This is a genomic window from Amycolatopsis sp. NPDC114504 (genome assembly GCF_055633595.1).
The window spans coordinates 808585-821010 of the sequence record NZ_JBVKDU010000004.1 but is presented as its reverse complement, the minus strand read 5'-3'; the positions used below and the strand labels follow the sequence as shown (position 1 = coordinate 821010).

Genomic DNA, 12426 nt, shown 5'->3' with positions numbered 1-12426 from the left:
GAAAATCATGTCGCCCTCTCGTGAGCGCCGTCCCGCGGCCACCTCGGTCGACGTCGTGGTCGTCGGTGCCGGGTTCGCCGGCCTGAGTGCCGCCGAGCGGCTGGTGAGCACCGGCCGGTCCGTCCTCGTCCTGGAAGGGCGTGACCGGGTCGGCGGCCGATCGCTGTCCGGCGAGGTGGCGGGCGTGCCGGTCGACTTCGGCGCGACGTGGGTCGCCCGGCGGCACACGGCGATCCGCGATCTCGCCGACCGCGTGGGGTGCACCACGACCGGCCAGTTCGCTCAGGGACGCAACGTCCTGTGGATGGCCGGCCGGCGCCGCACCTACCGCGGCACCATTCCCAAGGTCTCGCCGGCGGCGCTGGTCGACATGGCCCGCGTCCAGATGGCGCTGCAGAAGCTGGTCGCGGCCGTCGACGTCGACGCGGCCTGGGAGTCGCCCCGGGCCGGCGAGTTCGACGCGATCTCGTTCGGCGAGTGGCTCGACCGGAAGAACGCGCTGCCGGCCACCCGTGCCCTGATGACCGTCGTCAGCAAGGTGCAGTGGGGCTGCAGCCCGGGAGACGTCTCACTGCTGCACGCGTTGCGCTACATCCGCGCGGCGGGCGGCGTGGACCACATGCTCGACGTGGAGGGCGGCCAGCAACAGGACCGCTACCTCGAAACCACCCAGGAAATCGCGAAGCGGGTCGCGGAGCGGCTCGGTGACCGCGTCGTCCTGGGGACACCGGTGCGCTGGATCAGCCAGGACGACAACGGCGTCATGGTCCGCACCGACTCGGACGAGATCACGGCGAAGTACGCGATCGTCACCGTCGCGACGGCACACCGCGCGGGTATCGCGTTCCACCCGGCGTTGCCCGAGCCGGCCGAAGGGCTCGTGAAAACGTGGCGCATGGGCGTCCTGAGCAAGGCGTTCGTCGCGTACGACAAGCCGTTTTGGCGGACCAACGGGCTTTCGGGCGAGGCGGTGACCGACACCGGGACCGTGTTCGTCACCTTCGACGTCTCGCCCGACGGTGGCCCCGGCGTCTTGATGGCGTTCTGCGACCCGCGCGTGTTCGACGGCTTCAGCCCCGAGACCCGGCGCAGCATGGTTTTGCGGCAGCTCGTCCAGCTGTACGGCACGCAGGCGAGCGCCCCCCTCGACTACGTCGACCACTGCTGGGGAGCCGAACCGTTCGCCCCGGGCGGCCCGAACCCGGCCGTCGCCCCGTACGCGACCACGACCTACGGCCCCGCGCTCACCGAGCCCCACGGCCGCGTCCACTGGGCCGGCACGGAAACCGCGGGCGAGTGGGCGGGGTGCATGAACGGTGCCGTCCTGACCGGTCAGCGCGCGGCCGAGCGCGTCGCGGCCCTGGTTTCGCGCGAGGTGGCGCTGCGATGAAAGATGTGTTCTTCCTGCTCGCCGACCTGTGGATGATCTTCGTCGGCTACTTCTTCGGCTGGCGGTTGATCCGCCGCTACGGCAACTACCTGCTCGGTCTCGAATGGATGGTCGTCGCGACTTCGGGCAGCAACTTTCTCCTCTGGTCGTTGCTCGGCGGCGACAAGAGCAGCGTGCTGTACGGCGTGGCGTACTTCTTCGACGCCTTCTCGCGGTCGGTCGGCATCACGCTCATCCTCGTCATGGGCTTGCTGAAGGTCACCCGTGGCTACAAGCCGTCCGTCGCCGTCGACGTCGGAGTGTTCGCGCTCGCCACCGCGGCCGGGCTGGTCCTCCGGCACTTCCACGGCGAAGACCCCTACGCCGACCATGCCGCGTTCGCCGTCGCCGCGTTCTACGTCGTGGCCAACCTCGTCACGGCGGTCTTCCTGGCGCACTTCGCCAAGCGGCTGTGGGACGTCGGCGCGAGGTGGCCCGCGATCTGGACGGGCCTGGTCACCGCGGCCGGCACCACCATCGCGATCGTCTACGACTTCTTCCCCTTCCCGTTCGACGACGCGAACCGCACGTTCTTCTACACCGCCGCTTTGGCGACGTGGGGCACGCAGGGATTCGTCTACTTCTTCGCCTACCGCGCGCTGCACGACCACAACGTGGCCTCGAGCGCGAAACCGACCCAGGAAGCGGGTGCGTCTTCATGATGGACCGGGCGCTCGACCTGGCCGAGAAGGCCTATCGGTCGAAAGCGACCACGGTGGCTCAGCGTGCCGAACTGCTGCACTCCGTCGCCGCCCTGCACACCGCGCGCAGCGGCGAACTCGCCCGCCTCGCGCACGAGGAGATGGGCAAACCTCTGGACGAGGCCGTCGCCGAGGTCGAGTTCAGCGCGTCCATCTACGCCTACTACGCGGCGAACGCGGAGACGTTCCTCGCCGACGAGCCCGTCGAGCTGATCGAGGGGGCGGGCACGGCGTTCGTCCGCCGCCAGCCGATCGGCGTGCTGCTGGGCATCATGCCCTGGAACTACCCGTACTACCAGGTCGCCCGGTTCGCCGCGCCCAACCTCGCCCTGGGCAACACCATCGTGCTCAAGCACGCGCCGCAATGCCCGGACTCGGCCGCGGCCCTGCAGCGGATCTTCACCGACGCCGGCTACCCCGAGGGCTGCTACGTCAACGTCCGGGCGACCAACGAACAGGTCGCCGACGCCATCGCCGACGCCAGGGTGCAAGGCGTGTCCTTCACCGGTTCCGAGCGAGGCGGAGCGCAGGTCGCAGAAACGGCGGGCCGCAACCTCAAGAAGGTCGTGCTCGAACTGGGCGGCTCGGACCCGTTCCTCGTGCTGTCCACAGAGGACCTGGATGCCACGGTCCAGGCCGCGGTGGACGCCCGGTTCGAGAACACCGGGCAAGCGTGCAACGCGGGCAAGCGGTTCATCGTCGCCGACGACATCTACGACGAATTCCTCGGCAGGTTCACGAAAAAGGTGCTCGCCAAGACCGGCGAGCTGGCTCCGCTGTCGTCGGTGACGGCCGCCGAGCGCCTCGAAGAACAGGTCCGGCGGGCCGTCGACGAAGGCGCGACCCTGGTCTGCGAAGGACGGCGCGAAGGCGCGTACTTCCCGCCGGGCGTCTTGACGGGTGTGTCGCCATCTTCGCCGTCGGCCGCGGAGGAATTGTTCGGCCCCGTCGCGACCGTCTACCGGGCGGGATCCGAAGCCGAAGCCGTCGAGCTGGCCAACAGCACCCCGTACGGACTGGGCTCCTACGTCTTCACCACGGACCCCGAGCAGGCGATGCGCGTCGCCGACCGGATCGAGGCGGGCATGGTCTTCGTCAACGGCGTCGGCCTGGAAGGCCCCGAACTGCCGTTCGGCGGGATCAAGCGGTCCGGCTTCGGCCGTGAGCTGGGCCGGGCGGGGATCGACGAGTTCGCCAACAGGAAGCTGATCCGCGGGGGGACCTGGTCGTGACCATCGAATTCGACGCCGCCGTCTTCAGGACGCCGGACGCGCCGCTGACCGTCGAGCGGGTTTCGCTTCCCGCCACGCCGCCGGGTGAAGTTCTGGTGCGGCTCAAAGCGAGCGGGGTCTGCCACAGCGACCTGCACGTGCTCGTCGGCGAATGGGAGGTGCCGTCGCCGATGATCCTCGGCCATGAAGGCGCCGGAATCGTCGAGAGCGTGGGCGAAGGGGTCACGACGCTGGCGAAGGGCGATCACGTCGTGCTGTCCTGGACACCGTCGTGCCGCCGGTGCCGCTACTGCGTCAGCGGCAGGCCCGTCCTCTGCGACCTGGTCAGCCGGCACTCGGCCAACCACCTGTCGTTCGACGGCCGGACCCGCGTCACGGCGGACGACCGGGACGTCCACAGCTTCGCGGGCGTCGGCACGTTCGGCCAGTACGCGCTCGTGCCCGAGTCGGGCGCCATCGCGATCCGGGACGACGCCCCGTTCGAGCAGGCGGCCCTGATCGGCTGTGCGGTCACGACCGGGATCGGGGCGGCGGTGAACACCGCGAAGGTCCGTCCGAGCGACACCGTGCTGGTGCTGGGCTGCGGCGGCGTCGGGCTGAACGCGATCCAGGGTGCCCGCCTGGTCGGCGCGCGGAAGATCATTGCCGCGGACATCGCCGACCCCAAGCTCGAGCAGGCCCGCGTATTCGGCGCCACCGACGTGATCAACAGCGCGCGGGAGGATTTCGCGGAGCGGGTCGCCCAGCTCACCGGAGGACGCGGCGTGGATGTCGCCATCGAGGCCATCGGGCTGCCCGGCACCATCGAGTCGGCCTACTCGGTGCTGGCGCGCGGCGGAAGGGCCGTCGTGGCCGGGCAGGTGGCGGACGGCGTGCGCGTTTCGATCGATCCGTTCGTCCTGTCCGATCGGGAACTTTCGCTCGTCGGCTCCAACTACGGCTCGAGCAAGCCCGCCGTCGACTTCCCGTTGCTGGTCGAGCACTACATGAACCACCGCATCGATCTCGACTCGCTGGTGACGCGCGTGATCGATCTGGCGGACGTCAACGAGGCGTTCGACGAGATGAAGCGCGGCGTCGGAATCCGGACGGTGATCAAGTACTGATGGCTCTGGAATCGTCCCGTCTCGCGTTCGAACGAACCCGCCGCAGCGTCGGTGGCGGCGTGGGGTCGGGCCTGCGCGCCGCGATGCGTCCCCACCCGCTCTTCGTGCGGGAGGCCCGAGGCGCGCACGTGTGGGACCTGGACGGCGACCGGTACGTCGACTACGTGATGGCGTGGGGGCCGCTCGTGCTCGGCCACGGCGACCCGCGCGTGCTGTCCGCCGTGTCCGACGTCGCGAAGAAGATGCAGGTCGTCGGCACCGGCCACGCCCTCGAGTACCTCGCCGCGGAGGCGGTCCTCGACGCCGTGCCCCACGGCGAGCGGCTGCTGTGGAGCAACACCGGAACCGAAGCGGTGCAGGTCGCCCTGCGTCTCGCTCGGGCCGCGACCGGGCGGCGCCGCGTCCTCAAGTTCGCGAAGAGCTACCACGGCTGGCACGACACCGTGCACGCCGGAATGTCCGAAGAGGACGGTGACCGGCCCGCGCGGCCGGGCGGGAGAGGGCAGTCGGCGAGCGTTCTGGACGACTTGGTCGTCGGGCGCTTCAACGACGTCCCGCTGACCGAGCGCCTCCTGGGCGAGCCCGACCTCGCGGCGGTGCTCGTCGACCCGGTGATGAGCAACGCCGGTGTCGAGGCGCCGTCGCCGGAATTCCTGGCCACGCTGCGGAACCTGTGCGACCGCCACGGCGTCGTCCTCATCTTCGACGAGGTGATCGCCGGGTTCCGGATCGCACGCGGCGGCGCGGCCGAGAGGTACGGCGTCCGCCCCGACCTGTCCGTGTTCGGAAAGGCGATGGCCGGGGGCTTCACCCAGAGTGCCGTCGTCGGCCGGGCGGACCTGATCGACCAGGTGACGGCCGGCGTCGTCCACGCGGGAACGTTCAACGCCAACCCGATCGCGCTCGCGGCCGTCGAGGCGACGATGCGCGTGCTGGCGGACCCCGCGGTCTACGAGGCGCTCGAGAAGACGTCATCGGAGTTCGAAGCTCTCGTCGGCGGCGCCCTCGGTTCGGGCCGCTTCAACCGGGTCGGCTCGCTCCTCCAGTACGTCCCGGCGGATGGGGCGACCGGACTCCACGGCACCGGCGGGCTCTGGACGGTGATCCTGGAGGGGATGCTGCGCCAGGGCTTCCTGTTCATGCCGTCCGGCAAGGTCTTCCTCAGCACAGCGCACACCACCTCGGACATCGAGGCAACGGCCGGGGCACTACCCGCGCTCCCCGCCCGCTGACCGGTCGGCTACAAGTCCGTGGCCTGGCTCTGGTGAGCAGCCTCGTACTGCTCGTCCGTGACCGCTTCGAGCCAGGTCGTGCCGTCGCCGTCGTCGGTGCCTTCGAGCATGGCGAGGTGGCTCATGCAGGTGGTGTTCGTGCCGCCGTGCCAGTGTTCTTCGCCGGGTGGGGTCCAGACGGTGTCGCCCGCGCGCATGCGGATGACCTGGCCGTCGCGGTTGGCGACGTAGCCGGCGCCCTCGGTGACGTGGAGGGTCTGTCCGTTGGCGTGGGAGTGCCAGTGGGTGCGGGCGCCGGGGGTGAACCGGACCAGGGAGGCGATCAGGTGTGAGGCGGGTTCGGCCTTCTTGATCGGGGTGACGTAGACGTCACCGGTGAAAGCGGCCTCCGGTGCCTTGGCGGTGTCGTTCACGGGGGTGAGTTCCACTGGTGTCCTTCGGTTATCGGATGTGCTGGTCGGTGGTGTGGGTGGCGGCCCAGCTGGCGAGCAGTGCCAGTGCGTCCGCCGCCGGAGTACCGGGTTCGGCGGTGTAGGCGGTGAGGGTCAGCTTGTCCGCGGTGTCGCTCGGTAGGTCCAGGGAGTCGAAGTCGAGGTCGAGGTCACCGACGACGGGGTGGTGGAAGCACTTCAGCCCGGCGCGGTGGAGGCGGACGTTGTGGGCGCCCCAGCGGGTGCGGAAAGCGTCGCTGCGGGTGGCGAGCTCGCCGACGAGGTCGGTGAGCTCCCGGTTGTGCGGGTCGCGGCCGGCTTCGGTGCGCAGCAGCGCGACGGTGGTGTCGCACGCCGCGTCGACGTCGGGGTAGTAGTCCCCGGCGGCCGGGTCGAGGAAGTTGAACCGCGCGATGTTGCCGCGGTGGGCGGGGTTGTCGAGGACCGGTGCGTAGAGGGCGTGGCCGAGCGGGTTGGTGGCGAGGATGTCCAGCCGCCCGTTGCGGACGAACGCCGCGGTCGTGGTCATCGAGTCGAGGATCCGCTGCACGCTCGGCCGCAGCTGCGGTCTGGCGCGCCGGCGCGGGGTTCGGCCGGGTTTGGCGGCGCGGGCGAGGTTGAACAGGTGGGTGCGTTCGGCTTCGTCGAGCTGCAGGGCGCGGGCGACGGCGTCGAGGACGTCGTCGGACACGCCGGCGATGTGGCCCTTTTCGAGCCGGATGTACCAGTCGGTGCTCACGCCGGCGAGCACGGCGACTTCCTCGCGGCGCAGCCCGGGTACGCGGCGTCTTCCGGCGCCGCGGGGCAGCCCTGCCTGCTCGGGCGTGAGCTTCGCCCGCCGGGTGGCGAGGAACTCCCGGATCTCGGCTCGCTGGTCCATGTACCTCACTCTACGTCGATCGTGGTCACGTGGGAGGTCGAGCTTCCACCCCCATAAACCCGATCTCCCACGCGCTTGCGAAGTGGGGTTTCCTCGACGGTGACCAATGGATCCCCGGGGTCGACCAGTGAGGAGACCATGACCAGTGAAGTAACTGAAAGTAGTCGCGTCGCGGACGGAGCACCGGCTTCCGCGCACCCGCACAGGGCCCTGGCAGCGGCGGTCCTCGGGTTCTTCGTCATCACTCTCGACGCGGTCATCGTCAACGTCGCGTTGCCGGCCATCCGCACCGACCTCGGTGGCGGGATCGGCGGGCTGCAGTGGGTGGTCGACGGCTACACGCTGATGTTCGCCGCCCTGCTGCTGACCGCGGGTTCGGTGACCGACCGGTTCGGGGCACGCCGCGCGTTCGCCGCCGGGATGGTCCTGTTCGTCGTGGTGTCCGCCGCCTGCGGGACGGCGCCGACGCTGCCGGCGTTGGTGGCCGCCCGGTTCCTGCAGGGGACCGCCGCGGCGGTGCTGATGCCGTCGTCGATGGCGCTGATCCGGCAGGCTTATCCCCACCCGGTCGCTCGCGGCCGGGCGGTGGCGGTGTGGGCGATGGGCGGCGCGCTCGCGTCGACGTCCGGGCCGCTGCTCGGCGGCGTCCTGGAGCTGCTGGACTGGCGGTGGATCTTCGCCGTGAACCTGCCGGTCGGGGCGGCCGCTCTGGCGCTGGTGGCCAGGGTGGCGCCGTCGCCGCGGCGGGCCACGCCGGTGGACTGGGCCGGCCAGGTCACCGCGGCCGCCGCGATGGGCGGGCTGACCTACGGCGCCATCGAGGCCGGCACGGCCGGATTGACCGCGCCCCGGGTCCTTCTGGCGTTCGCCGTCGCGCTGGTCGCGCTGGCGACATTCGTGCGGGTGCAGGCGCGGGTGACGCACCCGATGGTGCCGCCGCGGTTGTTCCGTTCCCGCACGGTCGTGATCGTCGTGGTGACCGGGTTCGCGTTCATGGTCGGCTACTACGGCCTGCCGTTCGTGGCGAGCCTGTTCCTGCAGCAGCAACGCGGGCTGTCCCCGCTGGGCACCGGGCTGGTGTTCCTGCCGATGATGGCGATCGGCGCCGCGCTGACGCCGTTCTCGGCGCGGCTGGCTGAACGCCTCGGCCGCCGCACCTTGATCACCGCCGGCCTCGCCGCGATGACCCTCGGTCTGCTCGCCCTCGGTCTGCTGCCGGCTTCGGCGCCGCTGTGGGCGTTCTCGGGGCTGATGGTGCTGGTCGGGCTCGGCGGCCCGCTGGTCGCCCCGCCCGCGACGGCGGTGCTGCTCGACGCCGTCCCCGGGGAGCTGGCAGGCACCGCGTCCGGGGTGTTCAACACCAGCCGCCAGGTCGGCGGCGCGCTCGCGGTGGCGGCGTTCGGTGGCCTGCTCGCCGACCCCGCGACGTTCACCCGGGGCGTCCAGACGAGCCTGCTGCTCGCCGCGGCCGTCTTGGCCGTCACCACCGCCGCGGCCCTTCGGCTGCGGCCGACCCTCGTGAAGGAGAACCCGTGACCGACTTCGACATCGTCGCCGCGGCCGACGAACTGGAGATCACCACCATCCGTCCCGACGGGACACCGCGGCCCTGGGTACCGATCTGGGTCGTGCGCGCCGGCGACCAGGTCTATGTCCGCTCCTACCGCGGATCCGGCGGCGCCTGGTACCGGCACGCCGCCGGTACCGGCCACGCCCGCGTGCGCGCCGCCGGTGCCGAAGCCGACGTCACCGCCGAGCACGCCGGGCAGGACGTCGATGCCGCGGTGGACGCGGCCTACCGCGCCAAGTACGCCCGCTACGGCCGCACTTACCTCGACCCGATGCTCGCCGCGAGGGCGGCGACCCTGCGGCTCGCGCCGCGCTGAACGAAAGGAACAGCTGATGCCCGACAACGAACCCTCCGGAGCCCGAAAAGCCTTCGGCGACTTCGCTCCGACGTTGGTCGACCTCACCGACACCGTCCTTTTCGGACAGGTCTGGCCCCGCGAAGTCCTGTCGCCGAAGGAACGCAGTCTCATCACCGTCGCCGCGCTGGTCACCGGCGGCAACACCGAGCAGCTGCGCTTCCACCTCGGCCTGGCCAAGGACAACGGCGCCACCGAGGACGAGCTCGTCGAAGCCGTCACCCACCTCGCCTTCTACGCGGGCTGGCCCAAGGCCATGTCCGCCATGACCGTGGCCAAAGAACTCTTCGCCTGACCCGAAAGGACCATCGATCCCACCGACGCGATCGTCCGCCTGTCTCGCCGTGTCCGGTCGGGGTGATGAAGCCCGAGGTGTCGATCGCCTACGGCATGACCGAGACGTCACCGGTGTCCTGCCCGACGATGGCCGACGACGACCTCGATCGCCGGACCGCCACCATCGGCCGCGTCGACCCGCACATCGAAATCACGATCGGCGTCATCGCGCTGATGGACGCTCTGAAGATCGATCAGGCGGGCTCGCCCGGGGCGAGGCCCTGCCGCCACCGGTAATTGTGGACGACGATCGCGACGTGGTCCGGGTTGGTGAAGTCGTGGCGGTACCGGTCGCAGCCGAGGGCGCCGCGCTCGGTGCACGCCCCAGTCGAACCCGCCGAGCAGTACGACGTCTACAAAGAGAAGCTCGCGTCCGCCCCGGTGATCGGGGTCCCGACGATCACGATCGGCAGCGACTTCGACGGCGCAGCTGCGGAGGGCAACGCTTACCGCGGCAAGTTCTCCGGGAGGCGCGCGAGTTCAGGTGCCTCTCGACTTCGCCGAGCTGGTCGAGCATCGCGTACACCTCCGCCACGTCGACCGCTTGCCTGTTCGGCAGGTGCTTCAGCTCCTCCATGGCCGCCCGACGCTCGGCCTGCGCGCGGTTTCATCGGCTCGACGAAGTCGAGGGGTCCACGCCCGCTTCGATGGCTGCCAGGTGTCTACGGCGTGACGTTGTCATGGTCGAACGCCGCAGTGCGCGCGTCGGCGTCTGGGGGGGGATTGCGGTTTCAGTTGCAGCAGTCCTCCGGCTTGGCCGTTTCGGCGTTGGGTGTGCAGCACGTTGCCGGGGTGACCAGCGCTGCGCTGTCGGTGCCGTACGTTGTCGAGTCGCCCTTTACCGTGTAGACCTCCCAGGGCTCCTTGCCCGGGCCGTGGACCCACACCTTGTCCTGTACCGCGTAGCAGCACGTCGTGTCGTCCTCAGTCAGCGTCTCGAGGCCTTCGCCGGTCAGGCGCTGGGTTGCCGCGTTGACCTGGTCGGTCGACTCCACCTCGACCCCGAGGTGGTCCAGCGCCGTCTCCTGGCCTGGCTCGCCCTCCAGGAGCACCAGCTTCAGTGCCGGCTCCTCGATCGCGAAGTTCGCGTAGCCCGGCCGGAGCTTCGCCGGCTCCGTTCCGAACAGCTTCGAGTAGAAGTCGATCGATCCGGACAGGTCTCCGACACGCAAGGCCAGCTGTACTCGTGACATCTCCGCTACCTCCTTGGATAGACATCTGTCTAACTAGGCGAACTTAGATTGCCGTCTATATGTGAATCTGTCAATATAGAAGCATGTCGAAGCAACTGCCGCTCGTCGCGATGGATGCCTGCTGTGCGCCTCTGGCCCGGGAGCCGCTGACGCAGGACCAGGCGGTCGAGCTGTCGCACCTGTTCAAGGCGATGGCCGACCCCGTCCGGCTGCGGTTGCTCTCGTTGATCGCCTCCCACGCCGGCGGTGAAGCGTGCGTCTGCGATCTCACCGACGCCTTCGACCTGACCGGTCCGACCATCTCCCATCACCTCAAGGTCCTGCGCGAGTCCGGGCTGATCACCGGCGACCGGCGCGGCACCTGGATCTACTACCGCGTGCACCCCGAAGTGCTGACGCGACTCTCGGCGGTGCTCACGACCACCGGTGAAACGGTCACCGCGTGACCGCGGTCGACACGCGGAGGCCACGGCTGTCCACTCTGGACAAGTTCCTGCCGGTCTGGATCGCCGCCGCGATGATTGCCGGGCTGCTGGCCGGCCGGTGGGTTCCCGGGCTGAACGCCGCGCTGTCCGCGGTTCAGGTCGACGGCATCTCGCTGCCGATCGCGCTCGGGCTTCTGGTCATGATGTACCCGGTGCTGGCGAAAGTCCGCTACGACCGGCTCGGCACGGTCACCCGCGATCGGCGGCTGCTGTGGCCGTCGCTGGTGCTGAACTGGGTCGTCGGCCCGGCGCTGATGTTCGCGCTCGCCTGGTTGCTGCTGCCCGACCTGCCGGAGTACCGGACCGGGCTGATCATCGTCGGGCTCGCCCGCTGCATCGCCATGGTCATCATCTGGAACGACCTCGCCTGTGGCGACCGCGAAGCCGCTGCCGTGCTCGTCGCGCTGAACTCGGTGTTCCAGGTGCTCGCGTTCGGTTTGCTCGGGTGGTTCTACCTCGCAGTCCTCCCCGGTTGGCTCGGTCTTCCGCAGACCGACCTCGCCGTGTCCGGGTGGCAGATCGCCAAGAGCGTGCTGATCTTCCTCGGCATCCCGCTGGTCGCCGGTTACCTGAGCCGCCGCTTCGGGGAACATGCCAAGGGTCGTGACTGGTACGAGAAGGACTTCCTGCCGAAGGTCGGACCCGTCGCGCTCTACGGGCTGCTGTTCACGATCGTGATTCTCTTTGCCCTGCAAGGAGAACAGATCACCAGCCGCCCACTCGACGTCGCCCGCATCGCGGTTCCGTTGCTCGTCTACTTCGGACTGATGTGGGCCGGCTCCTACGTGCTCGGCAAGGCCGTGGGGCTCAACTACGAGCGCACCACCACGCTCGCGTTCACCGCGGCGGGCAACAACTTCGAGCTCGCCATCGCCGTTGCCGTCGCGACGTTCGGCGCGACCAGCGGCCAAGCGCTCGCCGGGGTCGTCGGGCCGCTGATCGAAGTCCCCGTGCTCGTCGGGCTCGTGTACGTTTCGCTCGCTCTGCGGCATCGAGGGGAGAACACCCGTGACCGGCAAGCCTGAAGTCCTGTTCGTCTGCGTGCACAACGCCGGCCGTTCCCAGATGGCCGCCGCGCTGCTCGCCCACCATGCCGACGGTGCGGTCGACGTCCGCTCGGCCGGCTCCGCACCCGCCGACAGCGTCAACCCCGCCGTGCGCGAGGCGATGGCCGAGATCGGGCTCGACCTGTCCCGCGAGGTACCGAAGATGCTGACGACCGACGCGGTCGAGGCCGCCGACGTCGTGATCACGATGGGCTGCGGCGACGCCTGCCCGGTCTTCCCCGGCAAGCGGTACCTGGACTGGCAACTGGAGGACCCCGCGGGCAAGGGCGTCGAGGACGTCCGGCCGATCCGGGACGAGATCGATCGTCGGGTGCGGGAGCTGCTCGCCGAGCTCCGTTGACCGAGCGCAAGCCGGGGACGGTGCTGGCCGTCTTGTGCCTCACCGAGATCGTCAGCTGGGGCGTGCTGT

General features: G+C 69.9%; 15 protein-coding genes. 12 read left to right on the top strand and 3 right to left on the bottom strand.

Annotated elements, in window-relative coordinates; translation table 11 throughout:
- Positions 1-7: 7 nt before the first annotated feature.
- The 5 genes from ACZ7PG_RS33365 to ACZ7PG_RS33345 are packed head-to-tail and all read left to right on the top strand — an operon-like array spanning position 8 to position 5700.
- Entirely contained in the window at positions 8-1390 is a 1383-nt protein-coding gene (locus tag ACZ7PG_RS33365; RefSeq protein ID WP_470243117.1) for a flavin monoamine oxidase family protein, read from the top strand.
- The gene (locus ACZ7PG_RS33360; protein ID WP_470243116.1) at positions 1387-2091 is read left to right on the top strand and encodes a transporter; all 705 of its coding nucleotides are present in this window, start codon (positions 1387-1389) and stop codon (positions 2089-2091) included. Before ACZ7PG_RS33365 ends, ACZ7PG_RS33360 begins: the two co-directional genes overlap by 4 nt.
- Positions 2088-3362, top strand: coding sequence for an NAD-dependent succinate-semialdehyde dehydrogenase (locus ACZ7PG_RS33355; RefSeq protein ID WP_470243115.1), 1275 nt, complete (start codon positions 2088-2090; stop codon positions 3360-3362). The genes ACZ7PG_RS33360 and ACZ7PG_RS33355 overlap by 4 nt, the downstream gene beginning before the upstream one ends.
- Positions 3359-4468, top strand: a complete 1110-nt coding sequence (locus ACZ7PG_RS33350) for a Zn-dependent alcohol dehydrogenase (protein WP_470243114.1) — start codon at positions 3359-3361, stop codon at positions 4466-4468. Before ACZ7PG_RS33355 ends, ACZ7PG_RS33350 begins: the two co-directional genes overlap by 4 nt.
- Complete coding sequence (locus ACZ7PG_RS33345) at positions 4468-5700, top strand: aspartate aminotransferase family protein (protein WP_470243113.1); 1233 nt, start codon at positions 4468-4470, stop codon at positions 5698-5700. The genes ACZ7PG_RS33350 and ACZ7PG_RS33345 overlap by 1 nt, the downstream gene beginning before the upstream one ends.
- 8 nt (positions 5701-5708) lie before the next feature.
- Here the strand turns inward: ACZ7PG_RS33345 and ACZ7PG_RS33340 are convergent, their stop codons facing one another.
- Both ACZ7PG_RS33340 and ACZ7PG_RS33335 read right to left on the bottom strand, forming a co-directional pair.
- Positions 5709-6128: a (R)-mandelonitrile lyase gene (locus ACZ7PG_RS33340; protein ID WP_470243112.1), complete on the bottom strand. Its 420-nt coding sequence runs from the start codon at positions 6126-6128 to the stop codon at positions 5709-5711.
- Positions 6129-6141: 13 nt separating this feature from the next.
- A complete protein-coding gene (locus ACZ7PG_RS33335) occupies positions 6142-7011 on the bottom strand; it encodes a helix-turn-helix transcriptional regulator (RefSeq protein ID WP_470243111.1) in 870 nt (289 codons plus the stop codon).
- A 138-nt stretch (positions 7012-7149) separates the two neighbouring features.
- Here ACZ7PG_RS33335 and ACZ7PG_RS33330 point away from each other — a divergent pair, with 138 nt between their 5' ends.
- The 4 genes from ACZ7PG_RS33330 (at position 7150) to ACZ7PG_RS33315 (ending at position 9509) form a co-directional block, all read left to right on the top strand.
- Positions 7150-8547 carry an MFS transporter gene (locus ACZ7PG_RS33330; protein ID WP_470243110.1) on the top strand — a complete coding sequence of 466 codons (1398 nt, stop codon included), beginning with the start codon at positions 7150-7152 and terminating at the stop codon, positions 8545-8547.
- Positions 8544-8897: a DUF2255 family protein gene (locus ACZ7PG_RS33325; protein WP_470243109.1), complete on the top strand. Its 354-nt coding sequence runs from the start codon at positions 8544-8546 to the stop codon at positions 8895-8897. Before ACZ7PG_RS33330 ends, ACZ7PG_RS33325 begins: the two co-directional genes overlap by 4 nt.
- A 16-nt stretch (positions 8898-8913) precedes the next feature.
- Positions 8914-9231, top strand: a complete 318-nt coding sequence (locus tag ACZ7PG_RS33320; RefSeq protein ID WP_470243108.1) for a carboxymuconolactone decarboxylase family protein — start codon at positions 8914-8916, stop codon at positions 9229-9231.
- Between the two features lie 65 nt (positions 9232-9296).
- Positions 9297-9509 carry a hypothetical protein gene (locus ACZ7PG_RS33315; RefSeq protein ID WP_470243107.1) on the top strand — a complete coding sequence of 71 codons (213 nt, stop codon included), beginning with the start codon at positions 9297-9299 and terminating at the stop codon, positions 9507-9509.
- 494 nt (positions 9510-10003) lie between these two features.
- Here ACZ7PG_RS33315 and ACZ7PG_RS33310 read toward each other — a convergent pair whose 3' ends face one another.
- On the bottom strand, positions 10004-10465 hold the full coding sequence (locus ACZ7PG_RS33310) for an ArsI/CadI family heavy metal resistance metalloenzyme (protein ID WP_470243106.1): 462 nt from the start codon (positions 10463-10465) through the stop codon (positions 10004-10006).
- A gap of 83 nt (positions 10466-10548) precedes the next feature.
- Here ACZ7PG_RS33310 and ACZ7PG_RS33305 point away from each other — a divergent pair, with 83 nt between their 5' ends.
- From ACZ7PG_RS33305 to ACZ7PG_RS33295, 3 genes are read left to right on the top strand one after another with little or no spacing between them, the layout of a single operon-like run.
- Entirely contained in the window at positions 10549-10911 is a 363-nt protein-coding gene (locus tag ACZ7PG_RS33305) for a metalloregulator ArsR/SmtB family transcription factor (RefSeq protein ID WP_470243105.1), read from the top strand.
- Positions 10908-11975, top strand: a complete 1068-nt coding sequence (gene arsB, locus ACZ7PG_RS33300; protein WP_470243104.1) for an ACR3 family arsenite efflux transporter — start codon at positions 10908-10910, stop codon at positions 11973-11975. Before ACZ7PG_RS33305 ends, arsB begins: the two co-directional genes overlap by 4 nt.
- On the top strand, positions 11959-12357 hold the full coding sequence (locus ACZ7PG_RS33295) for an arsenate reductase ArsC (RefSeq protein WP_470243103.1): 399 nt from the start codon (positions 11959-11961) through the stop codon (positions 12355-12357). Before arsB ends, ACZ7PG_RS33295 begins: the two co-directional genes overlap by 17 nt.
- Positions 12358-12426: the final 69 nt, after the last annotated feature.